At 45.4% G+C, this 22,056-nt stretch carries 25 protein-coding genes and 3 pseudogenes; 25 read left to right on the top strand and 3 right to left on the bottom strand.

Annotated features, from left to right (window positions below):
• Positions 1–354 precede the first annotated feature (354 nt).
• Together rlmD and CIK93_RS02315 are read left to right on the top strand one after the other, a co-directional pair.
• Positions 355–1,794 carry a 23S rRNA (uracil(1939)-C(5))-methyltransferase RlmD gene (rlmD, locus tag CIK93_RS02320; RefSeq protein WP_094446459.1) on the top strand — a complete coding sequence of 480 codons (1,440 nt, stop codon included), beginning with the start codon at positions 355–357 and terminating at the stop codon, positions 1,792–1,794.
• Positions 1,795–1,802: 8 nt separating this feature from the next.
• Positions 1,803–2,888 (top strand): porin, encoded by a 1,086-nt coding sequence (locus CIK93_RS02315; RefSeq protein ID WP_094446458.1) that lies wholly within the window; start codon positions 1,803–1,805, stop codon positions 2,886–2,888.
• Here CIK93_RS02315 and CIK93_RS02310 read toward each other — a convergent pair.
• Positions 2,885–4,132, bottom strand: a complete 1,248-nt coding sequence (locus CIK93_RS02310; RefSeq protein ID WP_094446457.1) for an oligosaccharide flippase family protein — start codon at positions 4,130–4,132, stop codon at positions 2,885–2,887. The two genes, CIK93_RS02315 and CIK93_RS02310, sit on opposite strands and share 4 nt — an antisense overlap.
• 115 nt (positions 4,133–4,247) lie before the next feature.
• On the opposite strand from CIK93_RS02310, the gene thrA reads away from it, so the two are divergent.
• Genes thrA through thrC form a run of 3 tightly spaced genes read left to right on the top strand, consistent with a single transcriptional unit; the run spans position 4,248 to position 9,228 of the window.
• Positions 4,248–6,686: a bifunctional aspartate kinase/homoserine dehydrogenase I gene (gene thrA, locus CIK93_RS02305; RefSeq protein ID WP_094434009.1), complete on the top strand. Its 2,439-nt coding sequence runs from the start codon at positions 4,248–4,250 to the stop codon at positions 6,684–6,686.
• A gap of 5 nt (positions 6,687–6,691) precedes the next feature.
• The gene (locus tag CIK93_RS02300; RefSeq protein ID WP_094390390.1) at positions 6,692–7,927 is read left to right on the top strand and encodes a cofactor-independent phosphoglycerate mutase; all 1,236 of its coding nucleotides are present in this window, start codon (positions 6,692–6,694) and stop codon (positions 7,925–7,927) included.
• Positions 7,927–9,228 carry a threonine synthase gene (gene thrC / locus CIK93_RS02295; RefSeq protein ID WP_094446456.1) on the top strand — a complete coding sequence of 434 codons (1,302 nt, stop codon included), beginning with the start codon at positions 7,927–7,929 and terminating at the stop codon, positions 9,226–9,228. The genes CIK93_RS02300 and thrC overlap by 1 nt, the downstream gene beginning before the upstream one ends.
• Before the next feature lie 129 nt (positions 9,229–9,357).
• Here the strand turns inward: thrC and CIK93_RS02290 are convergent, their stop codons facing one another.
• Positions 9,358–9,729 (bottom strand): thioesterase family protein, encoded by a 372-nt coding sequence (locus tag CIK93_RS02290; RefSeq protein WP_094390388.1) that lies wholly within the window; start codon positions 9,727–9,729, stop codon positions 9,358–9,360.
• A 152-nt stretch (positions 9,730–9,881) separates the two neighbouring features.
• On the opposite strand from CIK93_RS02290, the gene CIK93_RS02285 reads away from it, so the two are divergent.
• From CIK93_RS02285 to CIK93_RS02205, 19 genes and pseudogenes are all read left to right on the top strand, one after another.
• Positions 9,882–11,402, top strand: coding sequence for a DUF4301 family protein (locus CIK93_RS02285; protein WP_094390387.1), 1,521 nt, complete (start codon positions 9,882–9,884; stop codon positions 11,400–11,402).
• Between the two features lie 685 nt (positions 11,403–12,087).
• Positions 12,088–12,243, top strand: coding sequence for a hypothetical protein (locus CIK93_RS13570; RefSeq protein ID WP_158215459.1), 156 nt, complete (start codon positions 12,088–12,090; stop codon positions 12,241–12,243).
• A gap of 310 nt (positions 12,244–12,553) precedes the next feature.
• Positions 12,554–13,205: pseudogene (locus CIK93_RS02280) on the top strand (recombinase family protein).
• A 5-nt stretch (positions 13,206–13,210) separates the two neighbouring features.
• Positions 13,211–14,011: a YqiA/YcfP family alpha/beta fold hydrolase gene (locus CIK93_RS02275; RefSeq protein WP_094446455.1), complete on the top strand. Its 801-nt coding sequence runs from the start codon at positions 13,211–13,213 to the stop codon at positions 14,009–14,011.
• Positions 14,012–14,013: 2 nt separating this feature from the next.
• On the top strand, positions 14,014–14,313 hold the full coding sequence (trxA, locus tag CIK93_RS02270) for a thioredoxin (RefSeq protein WP_094446454.1): 300 nt from the start codon (positions 14,014–14,016) through the stop codon (positions 14,311–14,313).
• A gap of 8 nt (positions 14,314–14,321) precedes the next feature.
• The gene (locus tag CIK93_RS02265; protein WP_094446453.1) at positions 14,322–14,792 is read left to right on the top strand and encodes a pyridoxamine 5'-phosphate oxidase family protein; all 471 of its coding nucleotides are present in this window, start codon (positions 14,322–14,324) and stop codon (positions 14,790–14,792) included.
• Between the two features lie 6 nt (positions 14,793–14,798).
• On the top strand, positions 14,799–15,332 hold the full coding sequence (locus tag CIK93_RS02260; protein ID WP_094446452.1) for a flavodoxin family protein: 534 nt from the start codon (positions 14,799–14,801) through the stop codon (positions 15,330–15,332).
• 50 nt (positions 15,333–15,382) lie between these two features.
• Positions 15,383–16,096 (top strand): SDR family oxidoreductase, encoded by a 714-nt coding sequence (locus CIK93_RS02255; protein WP_094446451.1) that lies wholly within the window; start codon positions 15,383–15,385, stop codon positions 16,094–16,096.
• Positions 16,097–16,120: 24 nt separating this feature from the next.
• The gene (locus CIK93_RS02250; protein ID WP_094446450.1) at positions 16,121–16,678 is read left to right on the top strand and encodes an NADPH-dependent FMN reductase; all 558 of its coding nucleotides are present in this window, start codon (positions 16,121–16,123) and stop codon (positions 16,676–16,678) included.
• Entirely contained in the window at positions 16,679–16,948 is a 270-nt protein-coding gene (locus CIK93_RS02245) for a DUF1294 domain-containing protein (RefSeq protein ID WP_094446449.1), read from the top strand.
• Between the two features lie 3 nt (positions 16,949–16,951).
• A complete protein-coding gene (locus CIK93_RS13760; RefSeq protein WP_153113681.1) occupies positions 16,952–17,116 on the top strand; it encodes a hypothetical protein in 165 nt (54 codons plus the stop codon).
• A gap of 62 nt (positions 17,117–17,178) precedes the next feature.
• Positions 17,179–17,358, top strand: a complete 180-nt coding sequence (locus tag CIK93_RS02240) for a transcriptional regulator (protein ID WP_005816310.1) — start codon at positions 17,179–17,181, stop codon at positions 17,356–17,358.
• Positions 17,359–17,669: 311 nt separating this feature from the next.
• Positions 17,670–18,104: a hypothetical protein gene (locus CIK93_RS02235; protein WP_094446448.1), complete on the top strand. Its 435-nt coding sequence runs from the start codon at positions 17,670–17,672 to the stop codon at positions 18,102–18,104.
• Positions 18,105–18,187: 83 nt separating this feature from the next.
• Positions 18,188–18,304: pseudogene (locus tag CIK93_RS02230) on the top strand (alcohol dehydrogenase); the annotation flags it as partial.
• Positions 18,305–18,319: 15 nt separating this feature from the next.
• A complete protein-coding gene (locus CIK93_RS02225) occupies positions 18,320–19,240 on the top strand; it encodes a serine hydrolase (RefSeq protein WP_094446446.1) in 921 nt (306 codons plus the stop codon).
• Positions 19,241–19,266: 26 nt separating this feature from the next.
• Entirely contained in the window at positions 19,267–20,019 is a 753-nt protein-coding gene (locus CIK93_RS02220) for an MBL fold metallo-hydrolase (protein WP_094446479.1), read from the top strand.
• Between the two features lie 26 nt (positions 20,020–20,045).
• Positions 20,046–20,225 (top strand): transcriptional regulator, encoded by a 180-nt coding sequence (locus tag CIK93_RS02215; protein WP_005816310.1) that lies wholly within the window; start codon positions 20,046–20,048, stop codon positions 20,223–20,225.
• A complete protein-coding gene (locus CIK93_RS02210) occupies positions 20,225–20,743 on the top strand; it encodes a ribonuclease H (RefSeq protein WP_094439693.1) in 519 nt (172 codons plus the stop codon). Before CIK93_RS02215 ends, CIK93_RS02210 begins: the two co-directional genes overlap by 1 nt.
• Before the next feature lie 104 nt (positions 20,744–20,847).
• Positions 20,848–21,294: pseudogene (locus CIK93_RS02205) on the top strand (PepSY-like domain-containing protein).
• A 161-nt stretch (positions 21,295–21,455) separates the two neighbouring features.
• Here the strand turns inward: CIK93_RS02205 and CIK93_RS02200 are convergent.
• On the bottom strand, positions 21,456–21,920 hold the full coding sequence (locus tag CIK93_RS02200; RefSeq protein ID WP_094446445.1) for an aldo/keto reductase: 465 nt from the start codon (positions 21,918–21,920) through the stop codon (positions 21,456–21,458).
• Here CIK93_RS02200 and CIK93_RS13995 point away from each other — a divergent pair.
• Positions 21,907–22,029, top strand: a complete 123-nt coding sequence (locus tag CIK93_RS13995; RefSeq protein WP_256387347.1) for a hypothetical protein — start codon at positions 21,907–21,909, stop codon at positions 22,027–22,029. The genes CIK93_RS02200 and CIK93_RS13995 overlap by 14 nt on opposite strands.
• The last annotated feature ends 27 nt before the right edge of the window (positions 22,030–22,056 follow it).

The raw sequence follows: 22,056 nt of genomic DNA, 5'->3' as shown, positions 1-22,056 counted from the left end.
GCAAAAGGTCGAACCTTAAAAGCCTCATTCTGTTCCCATGCACCTCCACAATAACACGCAACAGGGTCTGCTTGGTTATGGGAATTACTACGGACTTATAACGGACTCATGGCGGAAACGTATCCCGAACACTTCCCGATGGCATCCCGAAGCCGAGAGCAGAGCCATAAAAGTTCGCTTTAAGGCTTTGCCGAGACAAAGAAGACAAGACCAAAGGTCATGGCGTCCAGAAGCCGAGAGCAGAGCCAATTTTCTCTCAAAACATCATATTTTATTCACATTTTTGGATATTTCTAATTTTTGCATTAACTTTGTCCGTCATATCAAACAATAACAGACAAGAAATACAACAATATGACAAGAAAGAAAAAGGCATTACCCATACTCGAAAACATCACCATCACAGACTTTGCAGCAGAAGGAAAATGTGTTGCAAGGGTCAACGATATGGTTGTCTTCGTGCCTTGGTCTGTTCCCGGCGATGTAGTGGATTTACAGGTCAGAAGAAAGAAACATAGTTTTATGGAGGCTGAAATCATACGCTTCCATGAGGAAAGTCCCCTCCGAACAAAACCATTCTGCCAACACTTCGGCACCTGCGGAGGATGTAAATGGCAGCAGCTCCCCTACGAGGAACAACTGAAAATGAAGCAACAACAGGTGAAAGACCAACTGACTCGCATTGGCAAAATCCCCCTACCCGACTTCCGTCCTATCCTCGGTTCGGTAAAAACACAGGAATACCGCAACAAACTCGATTTCGGATGTTGTAACAAACGTTATCTGACCAACGAAGAAATCACTAGCGGACTGCAATTCCAGCGCAACGCCATAGGATTCCATATTACAGGTGCCTTCGACAAAATACTGCCCATTGAGAAATGCTGGCTGATGGACCATCTGCAAAACGAAATCAGAAACGAGATTTTCGATTATGCACTAAACCACGAGATGTCTTTCTTTGACCTCAGAGCACAAACCGGACTCTTGAGAGATGTCATCGTACGCAACTCCAATACGGGCGAATGGATGGTCATCATTCAGTTCCACTATGATGAAGAAGGTGATGAACAACGGGCTGCAGAACTTCTGCAACACGTGGCAGATAAATTCCCGCAAATCACAGCATTACTCTATGTTAACAACCAGAAATGTAATGATACCATAGGTGATCAGGATGTTATCGTGTTCAAAGGTAACGACCACATCTTCGAAACCATGGAAGACCTGCGGTTTAAGGTGGGACCGAAATCGTTCTACCAAACCAATACCGAACAGGCCTACCACCTTTACTCCGTTGTCAGAGAGTTCGCGTTCATGCCTGTTAACGGACAGACGCCCAACGAAGCGCCTCTGATCTACGACCTTTACACCGGTACGGGAACCATTGCCAACTTTGTTGCTGCCAAAGCCAGCAAAGTCATCGGTATCGAATATGTGCCAGAAGCCATTGAAGACGCCAAGGTCAATTCCTGCATCAACGGCATTGGCAATACCCTGTTCTATGCAGGGGACATGAAAGATATTCTGACCGATGAGTTTATACAACAACACGGCAGACCCGATGTTATCGTGACAGACCCACCAAGAGCAGGAATGCACCCTGATGTTGTAAACACCATTCTGAATGCTGCGCCACAACGTATCGTATATGTGAGTTGCAATCCTGCCACTCAAGCACGCGACCTACAATTGCTCGACGTGGCCTATACGGTCAACGAGGTGCAACCCGTAGATATGTTTCCACACACTCCTCACGTAGAAAATGTTGTATTACTAACCAAAAGATCATAATTAAGAATATGAGAAAAATCGTTTTGCTTCTCACAGCCTCGTTGTTCGTACTCGGCATCAAAGCACAGGAAAACAAACAGGAAAAGAAAACCGTTTCCGTAGAACTTCCACAATGGGTCAAAGACATCAAACTCAGCGGATATGGAATGTTGCAGTATCAGGCTCAAGACCCCTACCGCACAACAACAGATGAAGAGGGAAACATCATCACAGAAAAGAATGCTTCAAACACCTTCAACATCAGACTGCTAAGGCTCATGCTCGATGGAAAAATCGGCGACGTGGCATGGCGTGCACAATTCCAAGGAAGCGGATCGTCTGCCTTTCTTGTTGACCTCTATGCGGAATGGCAGAAATACAGAGAAATACGAGTCAAAGCAGGACAATTCAAACGTGCTTTCACCTTTGAAAGTCCTACAAACCCCATCGACCAAGGTTTCTACTCCTATGCCCTCGTCATCAACAACCTCGTGGGCTACGGAGACCGGACGGGAGAGAAATCGGCAGGAGGACGTGACATCGGCGTCCAACTGCAGGGTGATTTGCTAAAAAACAAAGCCGGACGCTATCTGTTACACTATCAGGTGGGAGTATATAATGGCGAAGGTATCAACACAAAAGATGCTGACAACAGAAAAGATATTATCGGAGGACTTTGGCTGATGCCGGTTGAAGGGCTTCGCATAGGTGCTTTCGGATGGACTGGAAGCAGAGCGGGCGTAGGCACAAAAAACCGTTATGCGCTATCGGCTGAATACAGCAAGAACGACTGGACTTTCCGGTCAGAATACATCCACAGTCAGGGTGCAGCGGCTCCTGGCAAAAACCTTGGCGATAAAGCCGACGGTCTCTACGCATTCGGTATTGCACCTGTCATTCCCAAGAAACTCTATGCCAAAGCACGATACAATATGTACCGACAGGATAAATCATGGAGTTCGTCAAAAACCATGTACGAAATGGGTATCAACTATGTTTTCTGCAAAAACCTGCAGGTCAACATGGAATATGCCCGCGTCAACGACAGAACGATTGCCAATCCTGACAAACACAACTACAACTTTGTAGATCTTCAGTTTGACTTCCGCTTCTAAAGCCGGAAGTCAAACTGATATCTGGCATAAATATGGATGAGCAATAAGTCGAAAACATGTGCGAGAAAGATTCCGACACCCACACCCGAAAGTCCGGAATAATGCCATCCGACAATAACTGAAATCACAAAAAACACATAATAGACTGCCTCCAAAAGAAGATAGTCAAGCGAACGGCCTCGCGCTAAGGTGAGATAAGCTACAGGAAGTGTTGCCGACTTAAGTATCATCGCGCCTGCCCACCAACGGGCTAAAGGAACAATAGGCAGAAACGATGAAGAAAGCAACAATGGTACTAACCACGGCAACAACACCATAACGATCAAGACTAACGGAATAGTCAAACCGGTCAACACCAACAACTGACGGCGCACTATTCCTGAAGCCGCACGATGGTCAGAGGTTGCTGACAGACGAGGCATGTAATCCTGTTCTAAAGCGGAAAACAAAATGGCCATATAACCTGCTGTAAGCAATTGGGCTGAACTAAACCATCCTACCACCTGCGAAGATGCTTCGCCTTGAAGCCACACACGAATACCATATTCTGATGCTGCACCTATTACAGCTGCCAAGGTAAAGGCCATTCCTAAACGAAACATGGAGCGCATTTCTGACAATGGAAACAGGGTATTGCCTTTTGGAAACTGCAACGGACATACGCGCAACGAACAAAAAAGTACGGGCAACAGGGCTGCCAATGCTGTTAAAACCACTACCGCTACGATGGATGACGCTCCATAATATATATATAGAGGTACGGTCAGCAAGAGACTCGACAATACGGAGACGATCTGCGACAAGGCCAACCAACGAAGGCGACGGGCGGCTTTGAGGATTGCCAACTCACCTGAACAGACGATCATCAACAAGACTGCTGGCGACAACAGCCAATGCCCCATCAGACCGCAGACAACCAACCCTAACGATCCGCCGGATATCGTCAACAACCGTACAGACCATACGCTCCGAATGCGTTGCACATTCCCTTCGTCAAAAGCTAACGACAAACGACGGACGCCACTCAACGACACACCCATGCCACAAAGCTGGACCAACATATTGACCAACGTATTGAGCAACGAAAGAGCACCTACACCGTCAGGGCCAAGAAACAAGGCCGCACACTTATTGCGGATAAGTGAAGCGACAACATTAACCGCCTGAACGCCACCAAAAAGGCCGGTGACCATTAAAATATGACGGAATGGCGAAATGCCACTGTTTCTTCTGGTAATCTTCATACTACCCTATTAAACGACAAAATGGCTCAAATTATTGCACTATCGGTAATAAATCTCACGATTTTCCTTTTTTTTTGCTTGCATTTGTGAGATTTTTCGTACTTTTGCATACTGTATGAAAGTATTAAAGTTTGGCGGCACTTCCGTCGGTTCTATAGAGAGTATTCTCAGTTTGAAAAGTATCGTTGAGTCAGAGACCCAACCCGTCATTGTCGTGGTCAGCGCTTTAGGAGGCATCACAGACAAACTGATTGCCATTTCACAACAGGCACTAACCGGTGACGAACAATATAAAGAGGAGTTTGAAAACATCGTCAAACGCCATCATCACATGGTGGAAAACATCATCAAAGACGAAACGGCGAAAAAAGCGCTGCTCGGCACACTCAACGACCTCTTTGATCAGTTGCGATCCATCTACTATGGCGTATTCCTCATACATGACCTCAGCGCAAAAACGCAGGCCACAATAGTCAGTTATGGAGAACGCCTGAGCTCGCATATCGTAGGGACGCTTATCAAAAACGGTAAGCGAATGAATTCACGCGACTTCATCAAGACCATCAACAAACAGGGTAAACATACACTCGACACCAAACTCACCAACCAACTGGTGAAAGATACTTTCGCTACTATCGACTTCAATACGACAGTTCCTGTGGTGCCCGGTTTCATCAGCAGAGACAGAGACACCAACGAGACAACCAATCTGGGACGAGGCGGAAGCGACTATACCGCTTCTATTATCGCAGCAGCACTCGATGCTGACGTGTTGGAAATATGGACTGACGTCAACGGATTCATGACAGCCGACCCACGCGTCATCAAGTCGGCTTATACCATCAACGAATTGTCCTACATCGAGGCGATGGAATTGTGCAACTTCGGAGCTAAAGTCGTATATCCTCCTACCATATATCCGGTTTGCGTCAAAAACATTCCTATCAAGGTCAAAAACACATTCAACCCCTCTGATCCCGGAACGATCATCAAAGACAAGATTGAAAACGACCGCAAACCCATCAAGGGTATTTCAAGCATCAAAGGAACAACACTCATCACCGTTACCGGCCTGTCAATGGTCGGTGTGATTGGTGTCAACAGACGCATCTTCACAGCATTGGCAAACAATGGTATCTCGGTATTCATGGTGTCGCAGGCATCGTCTGAGAACTCTACGTCAATAGGTGTGCGCGATGAGGATGCTGACAAAGCCGTTGAAACACTCAACGAGGAATTTGCAAAAGAAATCAAAACAGGAGCTATGTTCCCCATGCACGCTGAAAGCGGATTGGCTACAATCGCTATCGTGGGCGAAAACATGAAACATACACCTGGTATTGCCGGTAAACTCTTCGGTACATTGGGACGAAGCGGAATATCCGTCATCGCCTGTGCACAGGGTGCATCCGAAACAAACATCTCGTTTGTTGTCCACTCAAAATATCTGCGTAAATCCCTCAACGTACTGCACGACTCGTTCTTCTTGTCGGAATACAAAGTACTCAACTTGTTTGTGTGTGGTGTGGGAACCGTCGGAGGTAACCTCCTGCAACAGATTGCATCACAATATCAGGAACTCGCCGATACACGCCAACTGAAACTTAACGTAGTGGGTATCGCCAGTTCACACAATGCCATCTTCAACCGAGAAGGCCTTGACCTAAACAACTACAAAGAGCAGCTGAAAGCGTCGGAGCCCAGCAACATTTCAAAAATGTGCAAGGAAGTAGTGGGCATGAATATCTTCAATTCTGTATTCGTTGACTGCACAGCCAGCAGCGAAGTGGCAGAACTGTACCAGACGTTTCTGGAGCACAATATTTCAGTCGTAACAGCCAACAAAATTGCTGCCTCTGCGGAGTATGAGAAATATGCGAAACTCAAAGAAACTGCGCTGCGCCGTGGCGTGAAATTTCTCTTCGAAACCAATGTGGGCGCAGGACTGCCTATCATTGGTACCATCAACGACTTGAGAAATTCAGGCGACAAGATCCTTAAAATCGAAGCGGTATTATCTGGTACGCTTAACTATATCTTCAATACAATAGCAGCCGACGTACCTTTCTCTGAAACAGTCAGACTTGCCAAAGAGGAAGGCTATTCAGAACCGGACCCACGTATCGACCTGTGCGGTAAGGATGTTATCCGTAAGTTGGTCATCCTTACTCGCGAAGCAGGATATAGAGTAGAACAAAGCGACGTCGTGAAACAGTTGTTCATGCCAGATGATTTCTTCGAGGGTAGTCTGGAGGATTTCTGGAAGCGCCTACCGTCACTTGATGCTGACTTTGAGCGCCGCCGTGAAATATTGGAAAAAGAGAAGAAACGCTGGCGCTTTGTGGCGAGCATGGAGATGGGCAAGACAAAAGTGTCGTTGGAGGCCGTCAGCGAACATCATCCTTTCTATGGTCTTGAAGGATCAAACAACATCGTCCTGCTGACGACAGAACGATACAAAGAATACCCCATGCTCATACAGGGCTATGGAGCTGGTGCAGGTGTAACTGCAGCAGGTGTGTTTGCTAACATCATGTCAATTGCTAATATATAATCACATTGAAACATATCATCATATTGGGCGACGGAATGGCTGACCACCCCGTTGAAAGACTTGGTGGAAAAACACTCTTGGAATATGCACGCCCTGAATACATGAACCGCTTGGCTAAAATGGGACGGACAGGAAGACTGCAAACCATCCCTAGTGGATTTGCTCCGGGTAGCGAAGTAGCTAATACGTCCATTCTCGGATACGACCTCAACAAGGTATATGAAGGACGTGGCCCGCTTGAGGCTGCTTCTATCGGATATGAACTGCATCCCGATGACTTGGCGCTACGGTGCAACATCATCTCGCTGGCGGATGGGAATATCATCACACACAATGGCGGAAACCTTGAAACGGCTGATGCAGATGTGTTGATACAAGAGCTCAACAAATACCTGGGAGATGACCGTGTGCGCTTTATCACTGGCATTCAATACCGTCACCTGCTCGTCATTCGTGGTGGTTCAAAACATGTTGTCTGTGCTCCCCCACACGACCATCCCAATGAACCATGGGAGAAACTATTGGTGAAGGCAGAAGACAACGCACCTGTTGAACCAGGAAGAATGACTGCAGAGGAAACGGCAGAACTCATCAACAGACTCATCATAGAATCCCAGCAGATTCTGTCCGCACATCCTTTCAATCGCAACAGGGCGGCAAAAGGTGAACGACAGGCCAATAGTATTTGGCCATGGGGCGGTGGATACCGACCTTCCATGCAGCCACTCACACAACTCTACCCACAGGTTAAGAGCGGTACCGTGATTTCTGCCGTTGACCTGATCAGAGGCATAGGACATTATGCCGGACTGGAAATCGTCAACGTAGAAGGTGCTACTGGTTTGGCAAATACCAACTACGAAGGTAAGGCACAGGCTGCTATTGAAGCCTTGCAACACGATGACTTCGTATTTGTTCATGTAGAGGCTACTGACGAAGCTGGTCATGATGGCGACCTCGAACTGAAACTGCGGGCCATTGACTATCTTGACAAACGGCTTATCAAACCCGTTTATGAAGCCGTATGTCAAATGAACGAACCCGTATGCATCGCTATCCTCCCCGACCACCCTACTCCCGTGGAAATGCGCATCCATGTCGATGAACCTGTCCCCTTCCTGATCTGGCATCCTGGCATCGAGGCTGACGCAGTAGAACACTATGATGAGGTGAGTTGCGTAAGCGGCAGTTATGGGATGTTGAAACTCAATGAATTTATGAACCAACTGATGAAAATATAATGAAATATTACAGTACAAACGGAAAAGCGCCAAACGCAGACTTGCATAAGGCTGTAGTAAAAGGTCTGGCAGAAGATAAAGGTCTATACATGCCTGAAAAGATCAAGGCATTACCACAGTCGTTTTTCGACCATATCGAGACACTTTCATTTCAGGAAATCGCCTATACTGTTGCCGATGCCTTCTTCGGTGAGGATGTGGAGGCGGATGCGCTGAAGAAGATTGTGTATGATACTTTAGCCTTTGACTGTCCTGTGGTAGAGGTTGAACCGACCATCTACTCGCTCGAACTCTTCCATGGTCCCACTCTTGCATTCAAAGATGTAGGTGCACGTTTCATGGCTCGTCTGTTACAGTATTTCATCAGCAAAGAAAAGAAAGGCCGCGTGAATGTTCTCGTGGCAACCAGTGGAGACACGGGTAGTGCCGTTGCCAACGGATTCCTCGGTGTTGAAGGTATTCATGTCTATGTTCTTTATCCAAAAGGCAAGGTCAGCAAAATACAAGAGTCACAGTTTACGACCTTGGGACAGAACATCACAGCCATTGAAGTTGATGGAGTCTTTGATGACTGTCAGGCGTTGGTGAAAGCAGCTTTTATGGATCAGGAACTCAACGCGCACATGCGCCTCACATCGGCAAACTCTATCAATGTTGCGCGCTTTCTGCCACAGTCGTTCTACTATTTCAATGCCTATGCACGCATGAAGGAGCGCGGACTTGCTGATAAACTGGTGGCTTGTGTTCCCAGTGGCAACTTCGGCAATATCTGCTCTGCCCTCTTCGGCAAAAAGATGGGTCTCCCCATCAGCCGTTTTATCGCAGCCAACAATGCCAACGATATCTTCTATAAATATCTCTGTACTGGCAAATACGAACCAAAAACCAGCGTACAGACCTTGGCCAATGCGATGGATGTGGGCGATCCCTCAAACTTCGCACGCATCTATGACCTTTATAAGGGAAGTCATCAGGATATCTGCCAAGACATCAGCGGTGCCACCTATTCCGACGAACAAATCAAAGAGACGATGACACAATGCTATCGGGATCATGGTTACACGTTGGATCCGCACGGAGCCTGTGGTTACCGTGCACTCAAGGAAGGATTGCAACCTGGAGAGGTTGGCGTATTCTTGGAAACAGCACATCCTGCTAAGTTCAAAGAGAAGGTCGATGCCATCCTCCATACCGACATCACCATTCCAGAACGTCTTGCTGCATTTATGAAAGGCGAAAAGAAGAGCATTCCCATGACGAAAGATTTCGTAGATTTCAAATCATTTCTCATGCAAGAATAACATCATCAGGCTATCATCACCACCTTTCTGATATTTTGAAGAAAGGTAAACTTAGGTAAATAATGCAATAAACAAAAAGAGAATCTCTGAATTTGAATAGAGATTCTCTTTTTTTCTTGACGTATGGACTTACAGCTTTGAGAGGAATTTCTCCCGGTCCACAACAAAGCGAAGATGAGTGCCCTCACCAAGCAATTGTTCGCCGCAGAATGCTTTCACAGCATATTCTATTTTCCGACCATCTACTTTGGTTACCTCTGCCGTAGCCGTTACGGTTTCGCCGATTTTTGTCGGCCGAAGATGCGAAGATTCAATATGACCGCCTACTGTAGTACTGCCCTCCGGCAACACATCAGCAACAGCCAGCATGGCGGCATTTTCCATAAGCGCCATCATGGCTGGAGTCGCCAATACCTCCATATCTCCAGAACCTATCTTCTTCGCTGTTACATTTTCGTCAACAACCAGCTCACTGGTATGTTTCATTCCTGTTTCTATCATATTTCCGTTCTATTAAGTTTTTATAAATGAAATGCGAAATTAGTTGATTTTACTGAAACAGCCAAATATTTTTATCATTCTTTTTTGGTGGTGTGCAATATAATTCCTATCTTTGCATCAAAACAAATTCAATACTAACAATCCTATATATTATGGAATATTCACAAGAAGATCTAAAACAGATTTCCCAAAAAGGAATCAACGAAGCACAAGTAGAGAAACAACTTGAACTATTCAAAAAAGGGTTCCCTTTTCTGAAGCTTGAAGCTGCTGCTAGCATTCAGCATGGTATCATGGCACCCAGCGATGCTGACCGGAAGAAATATATAGAGGCATGGGAAAGCTACAAGAAAGCAGGCCACAGAGTAGTCAAATTCGTACCTGCCTCTGGAGCCGCAAGCCGTATGTTCAAAGACATGTTTGCCTTTGTCGATGCCGACTATGATATCCCCACAACAGACTTTGAGAAAAAATTCTTCGACAACATCAGCCACTTCGCCTTCTACAACGAACTTGATGCTGCCTGCCGCAAGAACAATGGAAAAGGCATCAGCCAACTCATAGCCGATGGACAATACAAAGCTGTAGTAGAAAATATGCTCAAACCGGAAGGCCTCAACTACGGACAACTGCCAAAAGGTATGCTGCTGTTCCACAACTATCCGGAAGGAGCACGCACACCAATGGAAGAGCATCTTGTGGAAGGTGCCCTCTACGCTGCCTCTAACAACGAGGCTCACGTACATTTCACGGTGAGCCATGAGCACATGGACTACTTCAAACAGCGCGTAGCCATGAAAGCCGATTCTTTTGCAAAGAAATATGGAATCCGCTATGACATCAGTTTCTCAGAGCAAAAACCTTCTACCGACACCATTGCTGCCAATCCTGACGGTACCCCGTTCCGCAACCAAGACGGATCTCTGTTGTTCCGTCCCGGAGGCCATGGCGCACTTATCGAGAATCTGAACGAGATCAGCGCCGATGTCATATTCGTCAAAAACATAGATAATGTAGTTCCAGACCGACTGAAAGACGAAACAGTGGAATGGAAACAAATCATTGCAGGAGTATTGGTAACGCTCCAGAAACGCGCTTTCGACTATCTACAGCTGCTTGAAACCGGTTGTTACAACCACCAGCAGATTGAAGAAATCATCCGTTTCGTCCAACAAGATCTTTGCTGCCGCAAAAACAACATCAAGGAACTGGAAGATGCAGAACTGGTAATGTACCTCAAAAAGAAGCTCAACCGTCCCATGCGCGTGTGTGGCGTCGTGAAAAATGTAGGCGAACCGGGAGGTGGTCCTTTCCTCACCTACAACCAAGACGGAACCGTATCGTTGCAAATTCTGGAAAGTTCACAGATAGACAAATCAAATACCGCTTATATGGAAATGTTTACCAAGGGAACACATTTCAATCCAGTCGATTTGGTCTGCGCCGTGAAAGACTATCAGGACAAGCCTTTCAATCTGCCCGACTTTGTAGATCCTACCACAGGATTCATCTCACAGAAATCCAAAGACGGAAAACCGCTTCAGGCACTTGAGCTCCCAGGCCTTTGGAATGGTGCCATGAGCAATTGGAATACTATCTTTGTGGAAGTTCCTCTTGGCACTTTTAATCCTGTAAAGACCGTCAACGACTTATTGCGCAGCCAGCATCAATAAGACTTTGCGATATTAACAAACACCGCGGCACTTTTCCATCATCAAGAAAGTGCCGCTTTTATTTTATCAGAACCTCCGTGTGCGGCCCCTTTTAATGTCGGAAATCGAATGACACGGATTTTTTGCGTTGGTGCTCCGGTGTCGTAGATCCGTAGTTCCGTGGTTCTGTAAATCCGTAATATTTCTGGCCATAGGCCATATTTTATCAAAGATTTCCTCCAAAGATTTCTTGCGAAGCAACCCAAACTCATCCAGCTAAATCAGCATAAAGTATTATAATTTAAGTTAAATCAATGCTGGTTTTAGTTAAATATAATTAATAGGCGATATAAAAAGTGCCAAATCTCTTGCATTCTGGGGGTTTCATGATGTATATTTGTATTTCAAGCCGAGGATGATTTCCTAAACAAGAAAGAAACCTTCAAACCAAAAGTCAAACAAATAATTTACAACTAAAAAACCACTTATGTTTACAAAACAAGTAATTCAATACACCATCCGGTCCCGACAGAGACACAACGGTTTCCCGATCGCTTCTCGTTCGGTTCCCGTTAACTTCTCGTTAGGTCCTCGTTCGTCTCTCGTTCGTCTCTCGTTGCTTATTCGTTAGTCTATCGAAGACCTATCGAGGACCGAACGAGGAACAAGCAAAAAACGAACGAAAGAGCAACGAATATCGATCGAGATGCCGACGAGAAGCTATCGAAAACCCAACGAGAAGCCCCCGTCATGGCTTGCAGAATACCCTTTTGCAACCACAAACCAGCATACAGCCCCTCACCTTGCTTCTGCCGAGGCAGACAGCAGTACTTTCAGTCCCACTCAGGCATTCTCACGGTGAATCAAGCCATTTGTAAAATTTGAGTGCAAAGACACAGATAAAAATCCAAACAAAAGCCACGGCAATCAGACTTTGTATAATTTTATATTTCATACTCTCTTTAGTATGATATTTTGTTTTTATCTTTATGTGTGTGAAATCATGTATGATTCTATGGGTTTGTCAAACAAAAAATATCAGTATAATAATGATTCTGAATATTATTGTGTACCTTTGCATGTGAATCATATCTATTTAAGATTAAGTTTTGACTTTTCTGTTATCTATAGGCATATAACTATCAAATTATCAGTCAATAATATATTTTGATATGGCAAAAGTGGGCTACATAATGGCAACCTCTCAGTATGACAAACTGGAAGAAGACCGCAAATGGATGAATGACTTCGGCTGTGTCCGCATCGTAGAAGAAAACGATGAGGACGAACGCAACAGACCGCTCTGGAAACAACTGATGGTTGCCCTGCAAAGGGGGCGATGAACTTGTCATATCCAAGTTTTCCAATGTCTTGCGTGGCAGTCGGGAACTGGCAACATTTCTGGAATTTTGCCGAGTCAAGGTCATCCGTATTGTCAGCATCCATGACCAGATTGATTCAAGGAACAAGCTGTTTCCCGAAACAAGGCCGTCCGATGTATTGGAAATGATGGGTGCTTTGCCGGAAGAGGTTCTTCCCCTGCGTAAGTCTGCGGAGCATGTCGTCAATTTACAGGAGAAGATGATAGTGTCACTACCTCCCGTCTCGTCAGCAAAGATGCAGAAGCTCGACAGAGAAAAGACAGTCATCAACCTGTATGTTGCAGGTCATCCCATTGATGAAGTATGGAGAGCCAGCGGTTTCAGAAGCCGAAGCTCTGTGTTCCGCATACTGAACAAGCATGGCATCAAGCTGAACCGTGGCAATCATTCTGGGCCAATCAAGAGAAAGGGCATATCTGACAATCCACAAGACAAAGAATAAATAGCATGAAAAAGATACTGTTCCTACATGGTTTCTTTGCTACTGGCAGCTGTCCGATGGCGAGAGCACAGAGGGAGGCCTTTGATGGGCAAGCCATCGTGCTGACTCCCGATCTGCCTCTCCATCCCAAGGAAGCACTGAAATACATACGCATGCTTATCGACAAGGAGAAGCCAGACCTGCTCATAGGCAACAGTTGCGGGGCTTTCCTTGCACAGATGCTTTCTCCTGTCGTTGGCATCCCCGCCCTACTTGGCAATCCTCATTTCAAGATGACGGACTTCCTGAGAGAACGCATTGGCGAACATGAGTACAAGGCTCCACGCATGGACGGTAATCAGACAATAGTCATCAACGAATCACTCATCAATGAGTTTGGGGAACTCGAAGCCACACAGTTTGATTTTTGCAATCCGTATTACAAGGATCGTGTGTGGGGACTCTTTGGTGAACAAGACACACTGGCTCATTTTGAACCGTTGTTCTTGCAGCACTATAACAACAGCTATCACTTCCCTGGCGGACACACGCCCACAGAGCAGGAAGTCAGGACTTGGTATGCCCCGTTGGTACAGAAGATGCTCATGGAGTATTCAGTTAAAGAAGAAAGATTTTTCCGTCACTTCAAGGGAGGAATGTACAAGTATATCCATTCCGCATATGACAGCGAAACTCAGGAACGCATGGTAGTATATCAAGCACTATATGGTGAGGAAGCATACTGGGTTCGTCCCGAGAAGATGTTTTTCGAGCAAATAACAAGAGACGGAAGGACATTTAACCGATTCACAGAAATAGACAGATAAAGATGGAAACATTCAAAGACGTTATATCAGGTGACCAACTTGTCTTGGTCGATTTTTTCGCCACATGGTGCCAACCATGCAAGATGATGCACCCCATCTTAGAACAGGTGAAGGAAGTGCTGGGTGACAGAATCCGCATCATCAAGGTGGATGTGGACAAGTATGGAGTGACTGCAAACCAGTATGGCATACAGTCTGTGCCCACTCTCATGTTGTTTAGACACGGAGAAGTACTTTGGAGAACAAGCGGCGTTGTGCAAAGAGCAGAGCTGTTGGCAACGATTGACCCGTTTTTAAGATAAATATCATTATGGAACAAGAGATGACATTACGTGATTTGGCCAACTACCTAGACAATATCGGCATCCAGTTCTTGGCGACAATAGGATTGGACGGCAAGCCAAAGGTTCGTCCGATGCAGTATATGGTGTTGGAGGATGAGAAGCTGTGGTTCTGCACCAATTCCAAGAAGGAGGTTTTTGCAGAACTGCAAGCCAATCCCTTTGTGGAACTCTGTGGCTGCAAACTGGAAAGGGATGAGATGCAGACTCCTTGGATTCGTTTCTCGGCAGAGGCAGTTTTCGAGGAAAGGCAGAACATTAGGGATGCCATCATCGACAAGAGTGCCATCGTGAATGCGCTATATAAGAATATGCGTGACAATCCCATCTTCAAGGTGTTCTATCTGAAGGACATCGACGGATGGATGACCAACCTCGGTCATGTCAAGGGACTGGAGAACAGAGATGAGTTTGCAAGACCTATACATTTCAAATTCTGACATACAATGAACATCGTAATATTATCAGGCAGCCCACGAAAGGGGGACAACACGGAAATATTGGCGGAATCGTTTGCCCAAGGAGCTTCATCCAAGCACAATGTTGACTTCATATCAGTAAGGGACTATCACATAAATCCTTGTATAGGATGTAATTCTTGTTTCAAGAGAGATGACCAATCCTGTATTCAAAAAGATGACATGCAGACCGTTTACGACAAGTTGGCAAAGGCAGACATGCTTGTTGTTGCTTCTCCTGTCTATTTCTACGGCATAAGTTCACAGCTTAAGGCTCTGATCGACAGGTGTCACAATCCACTCAGAGATTCTTTCAAAATAAAGAAAGTTGCCTTGTTGCTCGTCGGTGCCGCCACATTACCCGAACTGTTTGACAGCATTCTTGTCCAATATAGACTATGCATCAACTACTTCCACCTTGAAGACAGTGGAAAGATACTTGTAAGAGGAGTTAAAGAAAAGGGCGACATCAAAAACACCAACGCCCTAAAAGAAGCATTTTCCCTCGGAGCTTCAATATAATACCAACATATAAGAATGTGTAAAAATTCATTAGCACTATAAAGAAAAAAATGGAATATAAAGATAAGGTTGCAATCGTGACAGGCGGTGCGCATGGCATCGGCAAATGTATCGCTGAGGAGTTTCGCAAGAAAGGGGCTTCGGTGGCGGTCATTGATATGCGAGAGGGAGACCATTTCGTTGGAGACATCTCCAAGAAGGAGGTGTTGGAAGCCTTTGCCGATGAAGTAATCGGAAAATACGGTAAGGTGGATTATATCATCAACAATGCCCTTCCTCTGATGAAGGGGCTGGATGTATGTACGTGGGAGGAGTTTCAGTATGCTTTGACAGTCGGGGTTACAGCACCTTTCTATCTTGTCAAGCTGCTTGCTCCGTATCTTGCTGAGGAAGCATCGATAGTAAACATATCATCCTCGCGCGACCGCATGAGTCAGCCGCAGACAGAGAGCTACACTGCTGCTAAGGGAGGTATTGCTGCCCTCACCCACGCCCTTGCCGTCACACTTCGGAACAAGGCAAGGGTCAACTCCATTTCGCCAGGATGGATAGACACTGATTATAAGGAGTACGATGGCGCAGATGCGGTGCAGCAGCCAGCAGGACGTGTTGGCAACCCGATGGACATCGCCAATATGGTGCTGTTCCTCTGCTCCGACAAGGCAGGATTCATCACAGGCGAAAATATCTGCATCGACGGTGGCATGACCCGGCAGATGATTTACCATGGCGATCATGGTTGGACATTAACCGAGATGCAATAATGAAAATCAAAATATAGGAAGACAATGAAGAAGATACTTTTTATCATCGGTTCCTTACGCAAGGAATCGTTCAACAAGAAGCTCGCCAAAGAGGTGGAAGAGATGCTTGCCAGGCGTGCGACGGTGGAATATCTCGACTATTCGGATGTGCCGCTGATTAATCAGGACATCGAGTTTCCTGCGCCCGAAGCGGTCAAGAGAGTGAGGGGTAAAGTAGCAGAGGCGGATGCACTCTGGATATTCTCGCCTGAATATAATTACAGTTACCCCGGTCATTTGAAGAATCTCATTGATTGGCTGTCACGTCCGCTCGTGGCAGGTGACCGTCAGACTCCGCTTGCCATCAACGGCAAGAAGGTGGCGCTGAGCGGTGCTGGTGGCGCATCGGCAACAGCCAAGTGCCGTGAGAAGCTGACCGAACTGCTCACGCTGCCGTTTATCCGTGCAGAAGTAATGACAGAACCTCAGACGGGCATCCAACTGAACATGGAGGCTTGGACGGAAGGGCGCATGATGCTGACCGAAGAACAAATGACGAATCTGAGATTGCAGGTGGACGCTTTCCTTGAATACATTGGATAAATGGAAGAAATCATCTGTTATCTCCTTGCCGTCAACATTGTTACATTCATCCTGTACGGTATTGACAAGTACAAGGCAAAGAAAGGCAAATGGCGCATATCAGAGGCTACACTGCTGACGATGGCTGCCATTGGTGGCAGTATCGGAGCATGGGCAGGTATGCGACTTTGGCATCACAAGACGATGCACAAGAAATTCAAGTATGGCATACCTGTAATAATCATCTTGCAGGTCGCCTTAGCAGTATATCTGCTAACAAATTTTGAATGAACAATGAATAAAAGAGAATACGCACAAGCCAACCGAACGAGCAGAGAGAGCAGAGATGAGCTTGCTCAATCTATGCCTTGCAAGGAGGAGGAAGGCGAAGCCAACTGCACATCTACAGGAATGGGAAAAAGATTCTCATTCTGGCAGGTAAGGCACAACCGAAGGTAATACGCGAAGATAAATTGAATGAATTGATAACAATATTAATAACACATTAAATCGTTAAAACAATGGACGCAAAAGAAAAAGTATTAGCAACAATGAAAGAGGCAGGCCAGCCTCTCAACGCAGGTAAAATCGCAGAACTCAGCGGTCTCGACCGCAAAGAGGTAGATGCAGCTATGAAGCAGCTGAAGGCAGAGGGCGCAATCGTCTCTCCTGTTCGTTGCAAATGGGCACCTGCAGAGTAAAAACTTTAATGGCTTGGTACTGCGGTCTTGAATAACAGGCTGCAGTACCTTCCATCCCTATCTGAACTCCAGTACCACCATTAGGATGATTACCCGACTGCAAAGGTATACCTTTGCCACGTTTTTTTATAAAGTAACAAAACATTCGCCACATGGTAGCCATGCAAGATATTTGTTTGTCTTGTTATATGCGATTTTTATGGAAATTTCATTGTTTTTCAAAAAAAATCGTACCTTTGCACCGAAATGTCAGATACACATGAATACTAAAAAAGTATGGGGTGACGCTGAACAAAAAATAAATATAATATATGGCATTACCAATAAACATAGACGAACTGCTGAGGGGAAATGGTCACTTCCTTGCGACGGTGCCCATACATCAGGCTTTTGTTGACGAGAAGGCTTATCTTGTCTCTATTGGCAAGGAACTGGATAAGGATGGCAAGAAAGAAGGAAAGAAAGACAATGATTTCCTAAAAGACTTCCCAAAAGACTTCCCAAAAGAATCTATGGAAGAAATAACTGATAGACAGCGGATTATACTATCATTGGTGCAGAGTGATTGCACTTTAACTTCCCAAAAGATTTCCCAAAAGATTTCGGAAAAAGAACCTGTAACACAGAGAACGATAAAAAAAGATATTGCAGACCTGCAATCCAAAGGCATACTCTCTCGTGAAGGCGGTCGCAAGAATGGCCGATGGGTGATAACAAACAAAAATGACAACAAAAATCGTGAGTAGTGCAGAAATCAGAGTTATTAGCAACGCTTGACCCATTCTTAAGATAATGAAAGCATATACATATATAGATAAAGGCAGGTTTGAAGATTGACACCACACCGCTCATCACCCACCGTTTTCCGTTGGAGAGGATAGCTGAAACCTATGAACTCTTTGAGCAGAAGCGTGATGGAGTTATCAAAGTGGCCATAACTCAATAAACAGATAAAGGAAAGATGAAGATACATCAAATCATATTCAACCCCACGGGAGGAACTCAACGAGTGAGCGAAATCCTACTCTTTCTGCTTCTCACCTTTTTCCTGGCTTACATCCAGACTACAGAGGTGAAAGGTCAATCCTCATATTTTTCATATGGGGCAAGCATTATGAATGGAGAATTATATTGCGGTCATCAGGAGGATAGTGCTTTTGCCATGCATAGCGTCATGAAATTTCCACAGGCTTTATACGTAGCAGACTACTTGCACAAGAAAGGACTGACACTGAGCGACTCTGTTCTTGTAAACAAGGATAGTCTGGACGCTGAGACATGGTCGCCTATGCTTTCAATATTTGAAGGTATGCGTTATTTCACGTTTGCTGAGTTAATAGAATGGTCATTGAAACAGAGCGACAATAATGCGTGCGACCTTTTGTTTGCATCATGCGGACAGCCGGATGCAGTAGAGAAATATATCCATACGCTTGGATTCAAAGACATCCATGTGCAACTGACGGAGAAGGAGATGAAAAAGAATCCTCATAGAGCCATAGAAAACTCAGCCACTCCAAAAGAAATGGCAAGGCTCTTGGAGTGGTTTTATCTTCATAGGGATGACAACAAGAATCTCTCCTTTATCTGGGATACAATGGCTGATTGTAATACGGGTCAGCAACGCATAGCAGCAGTCTTGCCCAAAGACGGCAAACTGATTCACAAGACAGGTTCTGGTTTTCCTTCTTCTGACGGAAGACAAGATAGAAACGATGTTGGAATCGTTCTTTTGCCCGACGGTTCTCATTTATCTATTGCCATCTTCTTGCAAAAGTCAAAGGAGGAGAAAGAGGTGGCAGAGATTGCAGAACAATGTTTGATGCGCATCCAGGCAGATGGATTTCTACGTAACATGCCGTCAGACCTTCAGATGCCATAAGATTTATCAATAACAAATAATATATGATGACACTCAGATACATCTTCCATAGTGGATTCCTGCTTGAAACGGCTCGGTGCATCCTGGTCTTTGACTACTGGATGGATCCTGCCGATGTCATGAGTGGGTTCATGAATACATGTAAACATGTGTACGTGTTTTCAAGCCACTTCCATGAGGACCACTTCACGAAAGCTATCTTCGAATGGAAGGAAAGCATATACGACATCACATACATCCTGTCAAAGGATATACTCAAACGAAGAAGAGCGCAGAAAGAGTATGCCGATGTATGGATGGCCAAAGGAACGGTATGGGAAGATGAGAACCTGAAGGTGTCAGCCACGGGCAGCAATGACAGTGGCGTGAGCTGGATTGTTGAAACAGAAGGTAAAACCATCTTTCATGCTGGTGACCTGTGCAACTGGTACGCACGCTTTCTTGTTGACGGCGCGCCTGAAGGAGAAATCTTTAGCGAAGAGTTCAGTCAATATATCAATCCTGTGGCAGAGGAAAAGCGGTTCCTTGGTGAACTTAAAGACATCCGAAAGATTACCGATTCGTTTGACCTTGTGATGTTCCCTGTGGACGGACGCATCGGCAACGGCTTTACGCTGGGAGGGCGTCAGTTTATCGACCGCTTCAAGGTTGGGATGTTCGTTCCAATGCACTTTGTCATGAGTGGGTTTGAGAGTGCGTGGCGCATGGAGCCTTTCTGCAAAGAAAAGGATGTCCCCTTTTGGTGCATCGGGCACGAAGGAGACTGCATAACAATATAATAATAACACATTAAATCGTTAAAACAATGGACGCAAAAGAAAAAGTATTAGCAACAATGAAAGAGGCAGGTCAGCCTCTTAACGCAGGTAAAATCGCAGAGCTCAGCGGTCTCGACCGCAAAGAGGTAGATGCAGCCATGAAGCAGTTGAAGGCAGAGGGCGCAATCGTCTCTCCTGTTCGTTGCAAATGGGCACCTGCAGAGTGATGGTACAGGACTCGACAACATATTATGTATGGATAGGCGGGTCATGTGACTACGGTCATAAGGAACGTGCTGGTGGTGCTGCCGTTGTGATTGAGCATAACGGTAGCATCATCAGCCGTGATGTAATCAGCGACTTGCATACCACAGAGTTCCGCATGATGCTAACCCTCATGGTGAAGGTAATGCAGGAAATCCCTGAAAGTTCCGACATTATCTTCCTGACCAATGCCGCCTATATTCAAAACTTTGACAAGACTCCAACATCAAAGTCGGCCAACCGAACGAGCAGCGAGAGCAAAGATGCAAGCTCGCTTGCAATCTCTGCCGAGTCGCGAGGGAAGAAGGCGAGAGCCAACTCCGACTTGATTATTCAATGCATCGAGGAAAAGAAGAGACACAAGTCTGTTGGAGTCAAAATCGTACAATATCATAAGAGCCCATTGCTGATAGAGACCCATGATAGGGCTACGGAAGCAATGGCTAAGACAAGGAAGGAGTTTCATCAGAAGCTGCAATAGAATTTCTCTTTAAACTTTCAGGCACGATTTGCGTCTAATTCTTAGGTAATGGCGTTTAAGCACCCATCGCTTTTTAGGTATTATAAATTTTTAATTTTTAGCTTATGAAAAGAATTTTTCGAATATTGATGATTGCCATTTGCTGCATGGTTTCATGCAATATGGCGGCGAATGCGGGCAACGACAAGCCTATCTCTGTAAATGCACTTCCTGCCAAGGCCCAGACCTTGCTCAATAATCATTTCAATGGTCAGAAGGTGATGCTTGCAACGATTGAATCGGGAGTTGTCAGCAGAAGCTATGATGTGGTTCTGCAGAATGGCACGAAGCTGGAATTCGACAAAAAAGGAAATCTTACAGAGATAAACTGCAAGCAGGGAATCGTGCCAGCTCTGTTGATTCCGCAAGCCATCAAGAACTACTTGTAGGATAATTATGCAGGACAATCGGTGAAAAAGATTGAAATGAACAAGAATGAATACGAGGTGGAACTGACAAACGGATTGGATTTGACCTTCAACAAGCATTTCCAATTAATAGATATTGACTGATCTGCATTTTGTAAATAGATGTTCCTGCATAGGGTGAAAACAACAGATAAATTCTATGACTGTTTTAAGTAAAAAGTTACGGAGAATATGAATTATCTCCGTAACTTTTTACATTTTCATCTTATATGTTTTGGGAGCATTTCACTCCAAACCATACCGTATTAGAAATCACATGTATCTGGGTCTGCACCTATTCTGTCAGCCTTCAGCGATGCGATTTCAAACATTTCCTGCTGAGAGAGTTCAAAGTCGAAGACATCGAAGTTTTCCTTGATTCGGCTTGGAGTAACCGACTTTACCAGTGGCAGCACGCCTGTCTGCATCACCCAACGGATAACTACCTGAGCTACACTCTTGCCATGGTTGGCAGCAATCGACTTCAAGAGAGGATTATCCAAGACATTACCTCTTCCCAATGAGCTCCATGCTTCCACAAGAATGTTGTTCTTCTTGCAGAACTCAAAGGTCTTGTCGTAGCCACGCTCCGCGTTCCAAACCTTGCTGGTAACAAAGAGATTCTCACGTTTGATTCCAATTTCCTTGATTTCCTCGCCCACGCTCTTCTCATTTTTATAGACAGCAGCGGTGTCGATGTGGGTGTAGCCTGCAGCGATGGCAGCTTTCACAGCTTCAACGCAGGTTGCTCCATCAGGAGTAAGAAAGGCTCATCTGATAGAATGGGCGCTGGATAACATGGCTGTGATTCTGAAGGATAGGGATAAGGCAGCAGGCTGATTTCCAAGATGAGTTTTCCGGAAAATC

The sequence above is a fragment of the Prevotella sp. P3-92 genome, assembly GCF_002251205.1.
GTDB lineage: Bacteria > Bacteroidota > Bacteroidia > Bacteroidales > Bacteroidaceae > Prevotella.
This window is presented reverse-complemented; position numbering and strand designations above follow the sequence as displayed.